Origin of the sequence: Clostridium sp. UBA1056 (assembly GCA_002316385.1) — a bacterium.
Classification (GTDB): Bacteria; Bacillota; Clostridia; order Clostridiales; family Clostridiaceae; genus Clostridium_J.
In genome coordinates this window covers 64,653-83,419 of record DCDL01000059.1, presented here as the reverse complement: position 1 = coordinate 83,419, position 18,767 = coordinate 64,653, and the positions used below count along the sequence as shown (strand labels likewise).

Annotated in this window: 16 protein-coding genes and 1 other annotated feature; of the genes, 10 read left to right on the top strand and 6 right to left on the bottom strand. The window is 29.3% G+C overall.

Going from position 1 to position 18,767, the window contains the following annotated elements; genetic code table 11:
- The first annotated feature begins 61 nt into the window (after positions 1-61).
- The 5 genes from B3W71_RS16360 to B3W71_RS16340 all read left to right on the top strand — a co-directional run bounded on the left by B3W71_RS16360 (position 62) and on the right by B3W71_RS16340 (position 5,374).
- On the top strand, positions 62-1,132 hold the full coding sequence (locus tag B3W71_RS16360) for an ABC transporter substrate-binding protein (RefSeq protein ID WP_346890014.1): 1,071 nt from the start codon (positions 62-64) through the stop codon (positions 1,130-1,132).
- 429 nt (positions 1,133-1,561) lie between these two features.
- Positions 1,562-2,332 (top strand): ABC transporter ATP-binding protein, encoded by a 771-nt coding sequence (locus B3W71_RS16355; RefSeq protein WP_346890013.1) that lies wholly within the window; start codon positions 1,562-1,564, stop codon positions 2,330-2,332.
- Positions 2,322-3,113: an ABC transporter permease gene (locus B3W71_RS16350; protein ID WP_414632044.1), complete on the top strand. Its 792-nt coding sequence runs from the start codon at positions 2,322-2,324 to the stop codon at positions 3,111-3,113. Before B3W71_RS16355 ends, B3W71_RS16350 begins: the two co-directional genes overlap by 11 nt.
- Before the next feature lie 165 nt (positions 3,114-3,278).
- The gene (locus tag B3W71_RS16345) at positions 3,279-4,235 is read left to right on the top strand and encodes a DMT family transporter (RefSeq protein ID WP_346890012.1); all 957 of its coding nucleotides are present in this window, start codon (positions 3,279-3,281) and stop codon (positions 4,233-4,235) included.
- Between the two features lie 209 nt (positions 4,236-4,444).
- Positions 4,445-5,374, top strand: coding sequence for a C39 family peptidase (locus B3W71_RS16340; protein WP_346890011.1), 930 nt, complete (start codon positions 4,445-4,447; stop codon positions 5,372-5,374).
- Positions 5,375-5,442: 68 nt separating this feature from the next.
- On the opposite strand, the gene B3W71_RS16335 is transcribed toward B3W71_RS16340, so the two are convergent.
- On the bottom strand, positions 5,443-7,116 hold the full coding sequence (locus tag B3W71_RS16335; RefSeq protein WP_346890010.1) for a M4 family metallopeptidase: 1,674 nt from the start codon (positions 7,114-7,116) through the stop codon (positions 5,443-5,445).
- A 338-nt stretch (positions 7,117-7,454) separates the two neighbouring features.
- On the opposite strand from B3W71_RS16335, the gene B3W71_RS16330 reads away from it, so the two are divergent.
- Both B3W71_RS16330 and B3W71_RS16325 read left to right on the top strand, forming a co-directional pair.
- Positions 7,455-8,747, top strand: coding sequence for a helix-turn-helix transcriptional regulator (locus B3W71_RS16330; RefSeq protein ID WP_346890009.1), 1,293 nt, complete (start codon positions 7,455-7,457; stop codon positions 8,745-8,747).
- Between the two features lie 45 nt (positions 8,748-8,792).
- On the top strand, positions 8,793-8,924 hold the full coding sequence (locus B3W71_RS16325; protein ID WP_346890008.1) for a hypothetical protein: 132 nt from the start codon (positions 8,793-8,795) through the stop codon (positions 8,922-8,924).
- Positions 8,925-9,077: 153 nt separating this feature from the next.
- Here B3W71_RS16325 and thrS read toward each other — a convergent pair whose 3' ends face one another.
- Positions 9,078-11,015, bottom strand: coding sequence for a threonine--tRNA ligase (thrS, locus tag B3W71_RS16320; RefSeq protein WP_346890007.1), 1,938 nt, complete (start codon positions 11,013-11,015; stop codon positions 9,078-9,080).
- A gap of 153 nt (positions 11,016-11,168) precedes the next feature.
- Positions 11,169-11,419 (bottom strand) — a binding site (T-box leader).
- A 252-nt stretch (positions 11,420-11,671) separates the two neighbouring features.
- Between thrS and B3W71_RS16315 the strand changes: the two genes are divergently transcribed.
- Both B3W71_RS16315 and B3W71_RS16310 read left to right on the top strand, forming a co-directional pair.
- The gene (locus B3W71_RS16315; protein ID WP_346890006.1) at positions 11,672-13,036 is read left to right on the top strand and encodes a C40 family peptidase; all 1,365 of its coding nucleotides are present in this window, start codon (positions 11,672-11,674) and stop codon (positions 13,034-13,036) included.
- A gap of 64 nt (positions 13,037-13,100) precedes the next feature.
- Positions 13,101-13,655, top strand: a complete 555-nt coding sequence (locus tag B3W71_RS16310) for a phosphatase PAP2 family protein (protein WP_346890005.1) — start codon at positions 13,101-13,103, stop codon at positions 13,653-13,655.
- Positions 13,656-13,770: 115 nt separating this feature from the next.
- On the opposite strand, the gene B3W71_RS16305 is transcribed toward B3W71_RS16310, so the two are convergent.
- Entirely contained in the window at positions 13,771-14,673 is a 903-nt protein-coding gene (locus tag B3W71_RS16305) for a polysaccharide deacetylase family protein (RefSeq protein WP_346890004.1), read from the bottom strand.
- Positions 14,674-14,690: 17 nt separating this feature from the next.
- Complete coding sequence (locus tag B3W71_RS16300; protein ID WP_346890003.1) at positions 14,691-14,963, bottom strand: hypothetical protein; 273 nt, start codon at positions 14,961-14,963, stop codon at positions 14,691-14,693.
- 307 nt (positions 14,964-15,270) lie between these two features.
- On the opposite strand from B3W71_RS16300, the gene B3W71_RS16295 reads away from it, so the two are divergent.
- Positions 15,271-16,656 carry a CCA tRNA nucleotidyltransferase gene (locus B3W71_RS16295; RefSeq protein ID WP_346890002.1) on the top strand — a complete coding sequence of 462 codons (1,386 nt, stop codon included), beginning with the start codon at positions 15,271-15,273 and terminating at the stop codon, positions 16,654-16,656.
- Between the two features lie 84 nt (positions 16,657-16,740).
- Here B3W71_RS16295 and B3W71_RS16290 read toward each other — a convergent pair whose 3' ends face one another.
- Complete coding sequence (locus tag B3W71_RS16290) at positions 16,741-17,400, bottom strand: 3-oxoacid CoA-transferase subunit B (RefSeq protein ID WP_346890001.1); 660 nt, start codon at positions 17,398-17,400, stop codon at positions 16,741-16,743.
- Position 17,401: 1 nt separating this feature from the next.
- Positions 17,402-18,055, bottom strand: coding sequence for an acetate CoA-transferase subunit alpha (atoD, locus tag B3W71_RS16285; protein ID WP_346890000.1), 654 nt, complete (start codon positions 18,053-18,055; stop codon positions 17,402-17,404).
- Positions 18,056-18,767: the final 712 nt, after the last annotated feature.

Here is an 18,767-nt window from a genome sequence, read left to right as displayed (position 1 = left end):
ATTTCCATAACATATTGTTAAAGTATGAATTGATTTACTAATGTTATTTTAGGAGGAGATTATGAGGAAGAAAGCTATAAAATTATTAAGTGTTTTAGTTTGTGCATTTATGTGTGCTGGTTTATTTGTAGGATGCACTAAATATAAATCAACAGATAAAGAAAATGCAGACAATAAAGTAGAGCCCACAGAAGAGGGAAATAAAGATAAGTTAACTAAAATAAGACTTAATGAAGTAACAAGATCAATTTTCTATGCGCCAATGTATGCAGCTATTAGTGAGGGATTCTTTGAAGAGCAAGGAATTGAAATCGAACTTTCCACAGGGCAAGGTGCAGATAAAACTATGCAACAACTTATCAGTAGAAGTGTTGATATTGGATTCTCAGGACCAGAACAAGTAATGTATATCTATAATCAAGGTAGAGATGATTATCCAGTAGTATTTGCACAGTTAACTCAAAAGGATGGATCATTCTTAGTATCTAGAGCAAAACATAATGAGTTTTCATGGCAAGATATTAAAGGAAAGACAGTTATAGGTGGTAGACCAGGTGGGGTACCTGAAATGGCCCTTGAATATGTACTAAAGAATGAAAAGATAGACAAATATAAGGAATTAAATTTAGTTACTAATATAGCATTTGATGCAGTACCAGGAGCATTTAAAGGTGGTACTGGAGATTACGCAGCTATATTTGAACCAACTGCTAGTATAATTGCTAAGGAGATAAATGGATCAGTAGTAGCTTCTATTGGTGAAAGTGCAGGAAATCTACCATACACATGTTTTTATGCTGCTAAGTCTTATATTGATAACAATGAAGAGCTACTAGTGAAATTTATTAAAGCTATCCAAAAGGGACAAGATTGGGTAATGACAAATGATGATGCTAGAGTTGCAGCTTCCATAAAAGATTTCTTTCATGGAACAGATGAAGAGGTAATAGCAACAGTTGTAGGAAACTATAAAAAGATAGAAGCTTATGCTAAAACACCAGTAGTAAGAGAAGAGGATATGAATAGATTAATGGATATTATAGAGTCCTATGATTCAGAACTTTTAACTAAGCGCCCACCATTTAAAGATATTGTTAATAATTCAATTAGTGAAAAGGCTATGGATAAATAGCTAATTGAGCAATATTCTCTTTAAACATTAATTAAAAAATAAATTATCCATATAATTAATCCTTTAAAAGGAACATGTCATTGGAGTTTCTAAAGACATATTCCTTTTATTTATTAAATAAGCTAAATATAAAACTTTATCCTAAAGTTTTTATTATCAATATTATTATAAGTTCATATATTAATACTATAAAATGTTGAAAAATCTTAAGATTAAAGGTCATAAGTACATTTAGAAGAAAGATTGGAAAGCTAAGAAGATTAAGTGAACTTAGATTCAAAGGAAATTTTAACTCTCTTTGAAATTTAGTTGAACTTATACTCTAAAGGGTACTCGGTCTGTGGTCTAGTAACTGCTATCTCCAAGGGTCATAGAGGATTACAGTAACTAGATATGAGATGAAAAAATAAACAATATGGAGATGGGGATATGAATAGAATAGAGATCAAGGATATCTATATGAACTATCATACATTAGCTGCAGAGACTGTTGCATTAAAAGATATTAATTTCACAGTAGAAGGTGGAGAGTTCGTAAGTCTAGTTGGCCCTTCAGGGTGTGGAAAATCTACACTTCTAAATATAATATCTGGGCTTATTAAGCCTTCATCAGGTGAAATATTAGTTGATGGCCAGGTTCAAGAGGGATACTCAAGCAAGATTGGATACATGTTTCAGAAGGATCAACTCTTTGAGTGGTTAACCGTATTTGAAAATGTAAGCATAGGGCTAAAAATTAAAAAGATGATAAATGAAAATTCGAGAAGTAAACTAGAGAAATTATTAAAAAACTATAATTTATGGGAATTCAAGGACCATTATCCTAGACAATTATCAGGTGGTATGAGACAAAGGGTAGCTTTAATTAGAACTTTAGCTTTAGATCCAGAAGTTTTACTTTTAGATGAACCTTTTTCAGCTCTAGATTATCAAACTAGACTTAATGTAAGTGATGAAATATATGAAATAATCAAAAGTGAAGGTAAAACAGCTATTATGGTCACTCATGACATATCAGAGGCCGTATCTATGTCATCTAGAGTAATAGTATTATCAAAGAGACCAGCTGGTATAAAGAAGATTATAAATATAGAATTTGATTGTGAAAATCTAACTCCTTTAAAATGTCGTGAACACAACAAATTTAGAATATACTTTAATGATATATGGAAGGAGATGGATTATAGTGATGATAAGTAAGGAACATGAAGAATATCTAAAAAGGGTTAAAAAGAACAGAAGAAGGATTGTTTTAACTAGAATACTTATATTAGTAGCATTTTTCGTTCTTTGGGAAGTATTAGGTAACATGAAAATAATCGATCCATTTTTAACTAGTACGCCATCACGAATGTTTAATAGTTTTATGAAACTTTATAATGAAGGGTCTTTAATTAGGCATATAACAATAACTTGCTATGAGACTATAATTGGCTTTACTTTAGGTACATTGCTAGGTACTGTAATTGCTATAATGCTATGGTGGTCTGATTTTCTTTCAAAGGTTCTAGATCCATATATCGTAGTATTAAATGCTCTTCCAAAGGTAGCTTTAGGGCCGATAATAATATTTTGGGCAGGAAATGGGATGAAAGCCATAGTTATTATGGCATTATTAATCTCTATAATTTCTACAATAATAAGTATACTTTCAGGATTTAGAGAAGTAGAAGAGGATAAAGTAAAACTTTTGAAGACCTTTGGAGCATCAAAGTTTAAAATTTTAACTAATCTAATTATTCCAGCTACAACACCAACCTTTATATCTGCTCTAAAGATAAGTGTGGGACTTTCTTGGGTAGGAGTTATAATGGGGGAATTTTTGGTAGCAAAAGAAGGGCTTGGATTCTTAATAGTATATGGAGGACAAGTAGCACAATTAGATATGGTAATGATGAGTGTAGTTATACTTGCAATAATTGCTTATTTAATGTACGAAGTAGTTCGTTATTTTGAAAAAAGATACGCAACAAAGTTATAAATGAAAATAATCCATTGCAGTTATTAGATTTAAATAAGTGCAATGGATTTATTATATAGCTTCATATAAAAGGATAAAATAAATGTTTTAAGTTTATAACATAAAACTTAAAGGAAGTTATGATATAATTAAGCTGATATATTACGACAGATAGGGAGAGAAGTCATGAATACAAAAAAAACATTAGCATACATAACGTTAATAAGTGTAGTAGTAGCTTGGGGAATATCTTTTGTTAGTATTAAGGTAGTTTTAAATGCATTTTCACCTGTAGCAATGGCCTTTACTAGATTTTTTATTGCTACTATAGCGCTTATTATAGTAAAACAATTTACTAATAAAGAAAAGGTTAACAAAGAGGATTATGGAAGGTTAGCTATTAGCGGGATTTTTGCTATTACTCTATATTTCTTTTTTGAGAATAATGGGATATTAAGAGTGTCCGCTAATTCCGCATCAATAATAGTGGCCACTTTACCTATAGCAGCCATAATAGCCGATAAAATATTCTATAAAACTAAAATATCCAGATTAAGTATAATCAGTATAGTAGTATCTATATTCGGAATTTATTTAGTTATAGGAAAAGATGTAATAGGTGGATCTTTATCAGGATATCTTTACATGTTGGGAAGTGTAATAGCATGGTGTGGATATTTGATAATCACAAAACCGTTATTTAAGAAATATTCTAATATAACTATAACAACATACCAATCCATTTTTGGAACTTTAGCATTTATACCATTACTACCTTTTGAAACTATAAATTTTGATATGATTAATGGAAATATAATTTTAAATCTTTTATTCTTAGCATTAATATGTTCTTCTTTTGGAAATTTTGGATATAATTTTGCTTTCAAAGAATTAGATGTAGGTATATCTACTTTATTTTTAAATTTATGTCCTGTAGTAACTTTCGTATTTAGTTTCTTTATACTTGGAGAAACTTTAAGATTTAGTCAAATAGTAGGCTCAATAATAATTATTATAGCTGTATATATTGCAACAAAGCCCCCTAAAGTACAATTAGAACTTGACGATAATCTTAAGAGGATAAGTGAAAATGGAGCATGTGATAATATAGAATCCATAAAAGATGTAGAAGATAACTCTTAATAGTAGTATCCATTTAAATATATTACTGAAGGTATTCTATGCTCTATAAGACCTAATAATTTATATAAGGCATCTTCAAAAAATAAATAAGTCAGAATGCTCGTCTATTTNNGAACCTGTTTCCTTGTCTAACTCAAAATATACTTCACATCTTTGACTTATTATTTATTTTCAGATGCCTAAGGTTGTACATTGAAGGAGGAAGTACTATGAAAAAGTTTTTAAAATTGTTTGTACTAGCACTTTCCTTTTTTGCATTAGCATTTACATTTAGAATATTTATATATGAAAGTAAAAAAGTTAGCGTACTCCAAGATCATATGAACTTTTTAGCTAGTAAAGGAAATGTTAGTTATATGAGCTACGAGGAGGAAGTTAAATTAGAAAAGGAAGAAAAGAAGAGACAAAAAGAAGAAAAGAAAGAAGCTAAAAGAAAAGCAAAAGAAGAGGCAGAAGCTAGAAAAGCTGAGGAACAGCGTTTAAAAGAAGAGGAACTTCAAAAAAAGAAAGAGGAATTAGAGAGAGAATTAAATCCATCAAAGAATATAATCCTTGATGTAGAAATAATTAATCAGTTGCCGGAATACAAAAATGGATGTGAAGCAACATCATTAACTATGATGCTAAACTATGCAGGGGTTAATGTGAATAAAGATTCAGTGATTGAAAAAGTAAAAAGAGACTCAACACCAATCAAGTATGATTCTGAAGAAAATATAATAGAATGGGGAAATCCTAGATTAGGATTTGTTGGAGATATAACGGGAAAAACTCCGGGATACTCCATTGATCCTGTAGCTCTGGCACCGGTAATAAATGAATATTTACCTGGTAAAGCACTAGACTTAACAGGTTCTGATTATAGTGAATTAGAAAAGATATTGTCAAGTGGAAGGCCTATTGTGGTATGGATAACATCTAAGTTCATTGAACCAAAATTATCTCATACTTGGACAAGTAATGGAGAAGCTATAAACTCTTATTATCCTCAGCATGCAGTATTGTTAACAGGTATGGATGAAGATTACATATATTATAATGATCCATTAACTGGAGTAAAAAATGATAAAATAGATAAGGAAACATTTAAGTCTGTTTGGACTAAAATGGGTAAGAAAGCATTATCATATTATAAGTAAATAAAACCTCTATATCTAATTATATTATTATTTAGATATAGAGGTTTATTTTATTTATAATAGGAAAACTACTTGCCTAGTATACCAACTGATGTGAAAGCATTAGATACTGCTTGAGCTTCAGTTGAATTGGTTCCATATAAATCTGTAGCAGCTTGTATCAAACCAAGTCTTGATTGAGAGAAGTTTGTAGTAGAGTTAAAATAAACAGTTAGTGCTCTATAATATATACGAGCAGTTTTTTCGCATCCTATATTTTGAGCAACTAAATAAGCAGCTTTATTAGGAATACCAGAATTAATGTGAACTCCACCCCAATCTCCATCTTCTGTGTTTGGTAGGTTTTGATAATTATTCATGTGAGCTGGTTGATCGTAAAGTGTAGGATTTGATAAGCTTCTTAATGCATCACCAGCTACTTTAGGAGTATATATTTCATCTCCAACTACCCAATCAGAAGAATTGAATGTCCATTGACCACCATTTGCAACATTGTACTTGTCGTAGGTTTGTACTAGAACACCTAAAACATCTGACATAGATTCATTTAATGCGCCAGATTGATTTTCATAAGCAAGATTTGCAGAATTTGAAGTTACTCCATGAGTCATTTCATGAGCCACTACATCAAGATCTCCTGATAGGAAGGTAAAATATGAGCCATCACCATCGCCATAAATCATTTTATATCCATTCCAAAAAGCATTATTATAATTACGACCGTAATGGACAATAGAATTTATTGACATGCCTCTGTTATCTAAACTATTTCTATTAAATATATTTTTATAAAAATCATATACAACTTCTGCATAACTATGAGCGCTTACAGCAGCAGGGTCAGAAACAGTTGTACTAGGGCTTGTCATTAAAGTTCCAGTTGTTGTGCTTCTATAGTTAGCTGTATAAGTGTTTATAGTTCCAGTCATAGGTTTAGTAGTATCTTTTAATTGGTATGAGGTAGTTGCGTTTTGATATAAATTTAAATTTCTTGTGCTACCATTTACAGCAGTACCTGTACCTGTAACTGGACCAGCTTCTCTTATTAAACTCTTAGATGCTATAATATTACCACTATATGCATCTACAAAGATTTCCCAGCTTTCTATTTCAGGAAGATCATAAGCAAGTGTTACTCTATAAACTTCATAAGCAGTTTGGTTATCAAAGTATATATAATTTTCAGCTTTGACTTCCTCTGTTAATTCAGTAAAGGTCTTAGAACCTTTAGCTATTTCTATAGCTTCATCAGCAGTAATAGGGTCATCTGTCTCTTTAGTTACGGAGGTTATCCTATTTTCTAAAGTTCCTGTCAATCCGGTAATAACTCCATACTGGTCAAAGTGAGCAGTTATAGTTTTACCATAAACTTCTTTACCATCAAAGGTTTGTTGAAGTTTTACATGAGTGAATCCTAAATCATCTTCTTCTATGCTAATAAGAGAAAAGTTGCTTTCTATATTTTGCATGTCAAATAGTGCTATATTTTCATTTAAAAAATCTATTACACTACTAGATGATGGATCCACAGTTTCAGATAGTATACCACTTATAAATAGTTGCATTCCATCGTTACTATCCATATACACTTTTTCGTTTCCGTTATTTAGCTCCTTAAATTCGTTTAAAATATCTGATTTACTTTTGTTAGGGCCTTCTAGACCTTGTACACTTATAGGATTTAAAGTGAAAGTTATAGTCAAAGCTAAGGTTGCAAGAATTGAAATTAGTCTTTTTTTCATTAATATCCTCTCCTAACAGTTTATACTTTTATTATATAATGTTGTATCAAATTTACCACAAAAACTTTCTGTCAAATTGATTTATCACTTTACAGTGAAACAAAAATAGTTACATAATGTATCATAAAAATCATATTTATTAAAAGTTTCAATTTTATTTAACTTATAAAATTTTAAAAAAATATGGCATCTATAGAATATGTTTATTTGTGATACATAAGATGTATAGATGGAGTATGGAATTTATAGTATAATGTATTTTAAATTATATGGCTTAAAGGTAAATATACAAAATTACTTATTAAATCAAGGGTAGAGAGGGGATTCAACTGTAGAATATGAATATGGAATTTATGAGTGGAAATGAAAAGATAAAATTATTAAGAAAGCAATTAAAAATGACACAACAAGAATTTCAAGATCTTCACTTTACCAGAGGATATTTAGGGTTATTAGAAAATGGAAGAAGAAATATTACATTACAAGCATCAAGGATTATTGCTGAGAAATTTATGAAGAAAGCTAAAGAATTAGGATTAGATTTAGAATTAGAAGAAGATTATTTTTCAAGAAGTATAAAAGACGATGCTAGATTATACTGTGAAAAAATCCTTGAAAATGATTTGTCCATAGATCAATTAAATAAAATTATGAATATAGGAGAAAAATACAGTTTAAATGTAATTGAGGCTAAGGTACATAGAAAAAAAGGAGATATTTATTTTGAAGAAAATCAATATCTAGAAGCATACAAAAGCTATTTTTATTCAATGGACATTTTAAGGGGAGATGGCTTAAATCCGGAAATATGTTACGTTTATAATAGATTGGGTTATTGTAAATTCTTACTTCTTGATTATGAAGAATCTATTGTATATTTCAATAAAGCTATATATAATGCTGAAGTGTTTAAGGAAGAAAAGATATTGATGTATGCTATATACAATTTAGCAATAGGATATAGCTGTATAAATAAGTTTAAAGAAGCTATAGATATTACAAATGAATTTACTGAAAAGTTTGGAATAGAAAAATATTTCTTAAATTATGTTTATGCAAATATACTAAAAGCTAACTGTTATGAAGGTTTAAATGAAATAGATAATGCTATTATAATTCTTAGGAACTTAATTGAGTTAATAAAGGGAAATGATGATGAAAGTATTAAGTTGTTGGGTCTTATATATAGTAATCTGGGATCTTTATACACAAAAAAAGAAGAATTGTCTAAGGCCTTAGATTATTATAATAAATCTCAACATATTAGAAACAAGGTTGATAATAAGAATGTATCACATACTTTGATTGAAAAATCCAATATATATATTAATAAAAAACTTTATGACGAAGCTATAATGATAATAGAGCTAGGGCTAGAAAAAGCAAGTGAATACAATGATTATGAATATATATTTAAAGGATATGAACTCCTAGAAAAAGTTTATTATGAATTAGATATGAAGAAAGAGATAGAAAAGATTATGGAATCTGCAATTGATATTTTAAAACATATTAATAATGTAGATTTAAAGATAAAATATTATATTAAATTACAAAAGTTTTATTTTAAGAATAAAGAATATGAAAAAGCTGAAAAATGCTTATATATGATACAAAGCTTATTAGAATAAATTTGCTATTTTAGTAATATATATATATAGGAGGTGATATTATATATGAAGAAATTTTGTAAAAGAATATGTGTATTAGGAGTTTTTATTTTACTAACGGGAACCATTATTGATATCCCTAAAAGTAACGAACATCCACCACTTATGGGATGTATTAGCTCAAGAGTATTACTATAACCTATAGTTTAATAGAAGTGCTATTTTAAAATGGATTAATGCTATTTCAAAATAGCTCTTTTGTATATAAAGGAGAAAATAATTTACTTATTTAAAAATAAAAAGGACTGAGATTTTCTCAGTCCTTAAATACAAATTTAAATTTGTAAAAAATTATCTTTCTTTAGATTCAATCTCTTTAAGAACTCTTTCGATGAAGTTATTTAGAGAAATTGAACCTTCATCACCATTTTTACGGCTTCTTACAGCGACTTCTTTATTTTCGGCTTCTTTTTCACCCACAACTAAAATGTAAGGAGCTCTTTCGTTACGAGCTTCTCTGATCTTATAACCGATTTTTTCAGCTCTGTAATCAACTTCAACTCTAATGTTATTTTTCTTAAGTTCAGCATAAACCTCATCAGCATAGTCATGATACTTCTCGGAAATTGGAAGTAGTTTAACTTGAACTGGTGCAAGCCATACTGGGAATGCTCCAGCATATTTTTCAATAAGAAGAGCAAGAGTCCTTTCATAGCAGCCAATAGAAGTTCTATGAATAACGTAAGGGTATTTTTCTTGACCGTCCTTATCTACATAAGTCATTCCAAATCTTTCAGCTAGGGAAAAGTCTATTTGAGCTGTGATTATAGTGTCTTCCTTACCATGAACATTTTTGATTTGAAGGTCAAGTTTAGGTCCATAGAAAGCAGCTTCACCAACAGCTTCAGTATACTCAATTCCAAGGTTATTTAAAATTTCTCTCATTTTATTCTGAACTGCATCCCAAGCTTCAGGTTCTCCAATATATTTTTCTTTATTATTTTCATCCCATAGAGATAATCTGTAGCTAATATCTTCTCCAAGACCCAGAGTATCAAGCATATAGTTGATTAAATCAACTACACCCCTAAATTCATCTTCAAGTTGATCAGGTCTGCATGCAAGGTGACCTTCAGAAATTGTAAATTGTCTTACACGAATTAATCCATGCATTTCTCCAGAAGATTCATTTCTAAATAGTGTAGAAGTCTCAGCATATCTTAAAGGTAAATCTCTGTAGCTCTTAGATTCAGCTTTATAAACTGTAAATTGGAATGGACAAGTCATAGGTCTTAATGCAAATACCTCATTATCCTTTTCTTCATTACCAAGTACAAACATTCCATCTTTGTAGTGATCCCAGTGGCCAGATATTTTATATAAATCACTCTTAGCCATCAGAGGTGTTTTAGTTAAAAGGTAACCTCTTTTTTGCTCTTCATCCTCAACCCATCTTTGAAGAAGTTGGACAATTCTAGCACCCTTAGGCATTAGAAGAGGAAGGCCTTGACCTATTGGTTCAGAAGTAGTAAATAATTTAAGTTCCCTTCCAAGTTTATTATGATCACGTTTTTTAGCCTCTTCTACAGCTTCTAAATATTCATCTAGCTCAGCTTTTTTTGTGAAAGCAGTTCCGTAAATACGAGCAAGCATTTTGTTTTTTTCATTTCCTCTCCAGTAAGCACCTGCAAGTTTAGTTAGCTTTATAGCTTTAACTGGTTTTGTAGTCATTAAGTGAGGACCAGCACAAAGATCAGTGAATTCTCCTTGCTTATAGAAAGTTATAATTTCACCTTCTGGTAGATCTTCAATAAGTTCTACTTTATAAGGCTCATCTTTTTCATTCATAAATCTAATAGCTTCATCTCTTGGAAGCTTAAAGCATTCTATTGCTAAATCTTCCTTAACTATTTTTTTCATCTCAGCTTCTATTTTTTCTAGATCTTCATTAGTAAATCCACCTTCAAGATCGAAGTCATAGTAGAAACCATTATCTATAGCAGGTCCTATAGCAAGCTTTGCCTCAGGGAATAGCCTTTTAACAGCTTGTGATAAAATATGGGCAGCTGTGTGCCTAAAGGCTCTTTTACCTTCATCATCATTAAAGGTTAATATATTTAATTCACAGTCCTCTTTAACTATATAACGAAGGTCTACAGTTTTTCCATTTACAGTTCCAGCTGTAGCTACTCTAGCAAGCCCTTCAGAAATACTTTTAGCAATTTCAATAATACTCATTTCATGTTCTAGTTCTTTAATAGATCCATCTTTTAAAGTAATTTTAATCATTTGAAAATCTCCCTTCTATATCTAATATTATAACCAAAAACTTTAAGTGAGAATCCAAATCTTTGATTTGGTCCCTCGAACTTACTCCACCGAACGTATGTGAGATGGAGTTTCATCTTATATAAATAAAAAAACCCGTCACTTTTCATAAAGAAAAGGGACGAGATATACCCGTGGTTCCACCCAAATTGTCCTTAATCCTATTAAAGTTAGCCAATTAAAATATAGCTAGCTTAATTAAGTGAGATAAAGGACCACTTTAAAAACTGTAACGTAGTTAACGGACTTTATTAGAGTCACTCAGAGGTGGTCTTCAATATGGTTTATTTAAAAGCAATTTCAGCTACTATGCCTTCTCTCTGTAAATTAATGTACATATCTACTGTCCTCTTCATTGTGATAGCATTATTAATTATTATTTTATTATATCACAAATTTTAAATTATGATATAAAATTATTAATATTATTTTAACACATATAAGTTTTATGTCAATATAAATTATCGACTTAGGAAATATTAACAAGAATATTACAGTTAAAATATATTTATGTAAATATATAATATGTTGATAAGATAAATAGTATAATATATTAAGCATTGACTAATATTATGGAATATTTAGGTAAAATATATAATTAGGGGTGAGGGTATACCATGAATCATGATAATAATTTAAACGTAGCGGAAGAAATGTATTATAGCGATCTATGGATAAAATTATGTAAGAGAAGTAAAGAGGTTGTTCTCACTAAGGATGAAATAAAAAAATATAATGAAGAAAGCATTAAAGAAGGATATGTTTATGATATATTTAAGGAACAAGATGAAGTAGATAAAGAATATGTTATTAACATGATAAATAGTGTAAGTAAAGTTCCAGAGGGTGATAGATACAAAAATGGTAATAAGGTAAATAGAGCATATTATGATAAACTTATAGATGGCATGAGTTTAGAAGAGATAAAAGACAAGGTTTCTGTAGAATATGGATTAGTGGTAAAAAGAGGATGTATAAGAACCTTCCCTACTAGTGACAAAGTATTCAAGGGAGAGAAAGAGTATGATTTAGATAGATTTATGGAAAGTGCCATATATACAGCAGAACCTTGTGCTATATATGCTTCTAATAAAGATGGAAAATGGTGTTTTTGTAAAACTTATAATTATTCAGGATGGATTAAGAAAGAGAATATAGCGTTTGGAAACAAAGAAGAAATAGAAGAGTATTGTAATTGCAAGGATTTCATTGTGGTTACAGGTAAAAAGATACATCTTGGCTATAATCCCTTTATAGAAGCTCTAAGAAACTTGGAGATTGATATGGGAGTAAAATTACCTATAGAAAATAATTGGAATAGGGATGAATTAGTTTATGATATGTATATTGAAGGTAATTATGTAGTTAAGTATCCACTAAGAGAGAATAGTGGAGAATTAAAGTTCACTCATATTTTAATACCATATAATGAAGATGTTCATAGAGGCTACTTAAAGTGCAATAGAAACAATGTATTAAAGCAGATATTTAAATTTCAAGGTGAAAGATATGGCTGGGGTGGTGAATTTAACAGTAGGGATTGCTCTTCACTTATTATAGACACCCTTAGAACTTTTGGAATACAATTTCCAAGAAATAGTGGTAACCAATTAAAGCGATCCATTGGAAAAACATTATTTGTTGATGAAGATATGACTTATCATGAAAGAATGAAAATATTAGATAACTTGAAACCTGGGGCACTCATATTTCTAAATGGTCATGTAGCTATGTTCATAGGAAATTATAAGAATAGTCCTTATATAATTCATGATGTAATAGGGGTATTTATAAATAAGAAAGATGATGAAAAGAAAAATAAATATGATAAGAACGAAATAAATAAGGAAAGTAGAGAAGATAAAGAACGAATATACTTAGGTATAAAGGGGGTAACTGTATCTGAATTAAAAGAAATTTATACATCCAGTGGAAAGCCATATATTGAAGAAATTGTTGGTATTAAGGATATATTTGCTTAAACAGAATACTAAAGATATAATAAAAACAAAGTATACGAGAAATGTTTAGGAAAGGGTTAAACTAATGAATCAATGGTTATACGGAATAGATAAAGGAATAACTGATGCTATACACTTTGGACTACAGAATAAGTTTTTTGATGCTATAATGCCATTTATAACAAGATTAGGAGATATAGGATTTATATGGATAGCAATTAGTATTATTCTAATATGTACTAAAAAATATAGAAAGGTTGGAATAACAAGCTTATTGGCCATATCTATAAGTACAATTCTAACAGAAGGAATAATAAAGCATTTAGTGGAAAGGGTAAGACCTATAATTGCATATCCAATATATAACCCTTTAATAAAACTACCGACTAGCTCTTCATTTCCATCAGGACATACTGCTTCTTCTATAGCTGTGGCATATGTGTTATCCACATATATAAAGAGGTATAAGTTTTACTTTATATCATTAGCAGTTTTAATAGGCTTTTCTAGAATATATTTGTATGTTCATTATTTTTCAGATGTTCTAGGCGGCGCAGTAGTGGGGCTCATAAGTGGAATTTTATCTGTATATATAGTGAGAAAAATTAGTGAGAAGAAGGAAAATGCTTTAGATAAATAGTATATAGAAAGTTTAAAAGGTATGAAATTAAGAATAAAGATTCTAATTTCATACCTTTTATAGTGAGATTTATAATTAATTAAGGGAAATACTAACTTTAAATAGATGAATATTATTAGTCTACAAAACGAATAGCAGCTGAGTCGTGGTTTAGAGGCATAAATACATATCCTTGAGCTTTTAGGCCATCAAGTATCTCTGGCATAGCTTCTAGGGTAGTATATTTTGCATCTGTATCATGCATCAAAATATTAGCTGTATTAACATTAGAACTGCCATCAAGTACACTTTTTACTATAGATTCTTTATCTAGTGTCATCTTAGTAGCATCTGAAGAATCTACATTCCAGTCAAAATAGGTATAACCACGATCTTCTAAAGCCTCGAAAATAGCTTGGGATATGTCATCATGTCCATTCAGATATCCCATATTTGAACCACCTGGGAATCGTAAAATTTTAGAGGGGTCTTCACCGGTTATTTCTTTTAGTTTATTATCAAGGGTTTCTACATCATCTATAAAAGCTTCAGCAGATGAATAAATTTTCTCATAATTATGACTATATGTGTGATTAGCAAGTACATGTCCACGATTAACAATTTCTTTATAAACATTATCAAAGCCTTCTTTATATACTACAAAAAAAGTAGCCTTAGCATTGTACTTATCTAATACATCTAATAGCTTTAAAGTATTATTTGAAGGACCATCATCAAAGGTCAAATGAGCAGCTTTTTTATTAGACATGGATTTGTCATAGGTTGATTGCTTTTCACTTATTTCTTTTTCCAATTTATTATTTTCTAGAAGAATAGAATCATTAGAAGCTGAGATGGAGCTAAACTCCTTTTGTAAAGAGCTTTGTTTGTTGTAAGCTAAGAACATCTTTGTAATTGATAATGTTGATATAGAAAAACATAAAAATATTGCTATTATAGCAATAATACTTAATATTGGAGGTTTTTTACTTTGTCTAGTTTTTCTTTTCGATGATTCAAGATTAATATTATAGTTCATAATTCTAGCTCCTTATATTAATTGTTAGTTTCAGATACTTGGTCAATTAAGACATCTAGATTTGACTTTGACTCTAATAAGTTCTTATTTATTTTATTTAAATTATCATTTGTAGTTTTAAGAGTTTCTATTTCAGTGGATAACTCATTATTTTTAATTTTATATTCTTTTTCTTTTATATTAGCAAATACTGAGATCACTATAAATATAAAGCATAATATAGGAGCTATTATATAGAGTTTATTGGAAATTTTATAATGTTTTTTATAATTAGGTGAAGTATTTATCATAAGGTCCCCCTTTAATTATTAATTATGTTCTATACTAATTATTATATTATGTTTATTATAATATATGTGTTACTTTTATTATAATATATATGTTATGTATAATCATTACGAAAAAGTAACAATTTATATTTATTTGTTACTTTTTGGGTTTATAACATTAAGATAAGCAGTTTATAGTAAAAATATAGATTTTATATGTTAAAGTTTAATTGGATTAAGGATAAAAATTAATCCAGATTTGAAGTTTAAATATAAAGTGGTATTTTATTGTAGTTTAATAGTAGTATTTGAAGGAGAATATGTAAGTATGTATATTAACATGCCAATATGTATAGAGAAATGTATTGAACGTATAGAAAAAAGTGGCTTTCAAGCTTATATAGTAGGTGGATGCGTAAGAGATAGTATCAGAGGGGAGAAACCTAATGATTGGGATATATGCACTTTAGCTACTCCAGAAGAAATAAAAGAAATATTTAAGAGTGAAAAAACTATAGATGTGGGAATTGAACATGGAACAGTAGTAGTATTACTGGAAAATGAAGCAATAGAAATAACTACCTTTAGAATAGATGGTGATTATTCCGATGGAAGAAGACCAGATATGGTAGAATTTACCCATGAATTAATAGAAGATTTATCTAGAAGAGATTTTACAATTAACGCTATAGCTTACAATCATAAGATGGGAATAGTAGACTACTTTAATGGTGCCAAGGACATAGAAAATAAGATTATAAAATGTGTAGGAAACCCAGAAAAAAGATTTAAAGAAGATGCATTAAGAATAATGAGAGCTTTAAGATTTATGTCACAGTTAAATTATAATATAGCAGAAGAAACTCTAATTGCTCTAAATAATAATAAAGAGCTACTTAAGAGAATTTCAATAGAAAGAATAAGTGTAGAATTAAATAAGTTAATATTATCTGATTATCCCAGTGATGGAATTGAAAATATTTTTAATATGAATATTATGTTTATAGTAGTACCTTTCCTTAAAAAGCATGAAGGTGAATACATATATGAGTATCTCAATGTAAAAAGGTGTATTGGAGTTATAGAAAAGTCTCCTAAAAAGCTTCATGTAAGGCTAACTGTATTTTTGTACTATCTATTATATGAGCATAAGAATGAAAGTATAGACATTATAAAGAGGAATTCAAAAGAGGATGTATCTACTTTAAAAACTCACTGCGATATAAAGTTAAAGATTACATGTGAAGCTATTCTTAAAGAGCTTCATTATGATAATAATACTATAAAGAAGGTAAGCACTCTTATAGCATATTATGATACTCCAATTTATAAAGATAAACTATATATTAAAAGATTATTACAAAGTATAGGTATAGAAGCATTATGTGAATTAGTAATTATAAAAGATGTGACAAGAATGTTTTTAGAAAAAGAAAATTTAGAAATAGAGCAACAATTTAATGTAAATAGAAGCGAAATAGAACAAATAGTAGAAGAGATTTTAGAAAGCAGAGAAGTATATCATAAGTCAGGATTAGAAGTTACAGGCAAAGACTTGATTAACTTAGGTATAAAGGAAGGAATATTAATAGGAAAGATACTATATGAATTGCTAGAAATAGTTATTAAAGAACCTAAAAATAATGAAAAAGAAAAATTAACTTTATATGCACAGCAAATATATAATAATTTAAAAAGTAATAAAAATATGTAAGTAAAAAAGTTCACTTCTAACATAAGTCTATTGGTAATTCAAAATAATTACCAATAGACTTTATTTACTATTTTTCAGCTTGGATTATAGTTCCATTTTCTTAACGTTTTCTGGAATTATAATATCTGCAAGTGTTGCATTTTTAACATCTTCAATAGTAGCTTCTGGTCCAAGTTCTCTAAGAACAAGACCCTCTGGAGTAACTTCAAGAACTGCCATTTCAGTAATGATTAGGTTTACTTGATGAGCAGCAGTTAAAGGAAGTGTACATTTCTTTAATATTTTTGGATTTCCTTTAGCTGTATGTTCCATAGCAACTATAACTTTTTTAGCGCCAACAACTAGGTCCATAGCTCCACCCATTCCAGGAACCATTTTACCAGGAATCATCCAGTTTGCAAGGTTTCCTTCTTGGTCAACTTCTAAAGCTCCAAGTACAGTAGCAGCAACATGGCCACCTCTTATGATTCCAAAAGATACAGAAGAATCAAAGAATGCAGCTCCAGGGATAACAGTAACATGTTGTCCACCAGCATTTACTAAGTCTTTTTGTTCTTGTCCAGGTGCAGGAGCAGCGCCTATTCCTATGAATCCATTTTCAGATTGTAATGTAACATCTATACCCTCTGGTATATAGTTAGCAACCATTGTTGGAAGACCTATACCTAGATTAACTACGTCTCCATCGTTAAGTTCTTTTGCAACTCTTTTAGCAATGACTTCTCTTGTCATGTTTTTATCCATGTTAGTTCTCCCCCTTTACTATGTAGTCAACAAATATATATGGTGTCATAACTACGTTTGGATCTATATCGCCAACTTCTACAAGTTCTTCAGCTTGAACGATTACAGTATCAGCAGCAGTAGCTATTAAAGGATTAAAGTTTCTTGTTGCTTGGTTATAGTATACGTTACCTTTTTTATCAACTTTTGAACCAAATAAAAGAGCAACATCTGCTTTTAATGGTTTTTCAAGAATATATTCTTGTCCATCAACAGTAATTACTTCTTTTCCATCTTGTACAATTGTTCCAAGACCAGTTGGAGTTAAGAATCCACCAAGACCAGCTCCACCACATCTGATTCTTTCAGCAAGTGTTCCTTGAGGTGATAATTCTACTTCCATTTCTCCTGAATTCATTTGATTTCCAGTTTCTTTGTTTGTACCAATATGGGATGCAATAGTTTTCTTAACTTGTTTGTTAACTATTAACTTACCAATACCTTTGTCTGGAAATCCTGTATCATTTGCTATGATAGTTAAATCTTTAACGCCTTTTTTCACTAGAGCATCTATAATAGCTTCTGGAGTACCTACAGCTAAAAATCCACCTATCATGACAGTCATTCCATCTTGAATTTTAGCAACTGCTTCATCAATTGAAATAAGTTTATTCATATGTTAAACCCTCCATAAATAAAAAAATTTTCTTCCATATTAGTTTACCGCTAATTTAAATATTTTGCAATGTATAAAGATTTATTAAGTTTTTAATTAAAAAACTAGTGCAATTATTCATTCAAAATTATTATGTTTAATATTGTTAAATATTCTACGAAATACTTAATTGATCAAAAATTATGTGAATTAGATAGAAATAAAAGAGAATATGCTTTTAGTGATAGTCTAATAGCTTTAATTAATGACTATGTAATATAAAGGGTATAAGTGTAATTGAGATATGAATTAGATGTAATGAGCTATAGGAGAATGCCTAACTACGTAATTATAGTAATTTTATCTAGTAAAATACTAAATATTTATGTAGGGAAATATATATAATTTTATATACAGAACTATTTAAAATTTTGTATATATAACTATTTTAAATTTTAACTACTTAACTATTTAAATAGTTGCAATATCTAGGATCATTCGTAGAGTCTATTATTTTAAATAGTGTGTTTAAAGTTATATTAGTTATTAGAAATAACTAATGATTTTACCACTATTGGTTTAATTGAGAAAATAAGTAAATATAGTAATGTTTAAGTACTTATAAATGAGCCAATGATATTAAAAAAGAACCATTGGCTTTATGTTATAATTAGGTGATGAATATAGGGTAGAATTATTGTGTCATGAGGCTTAAGGCATCTTCAAAAAATAA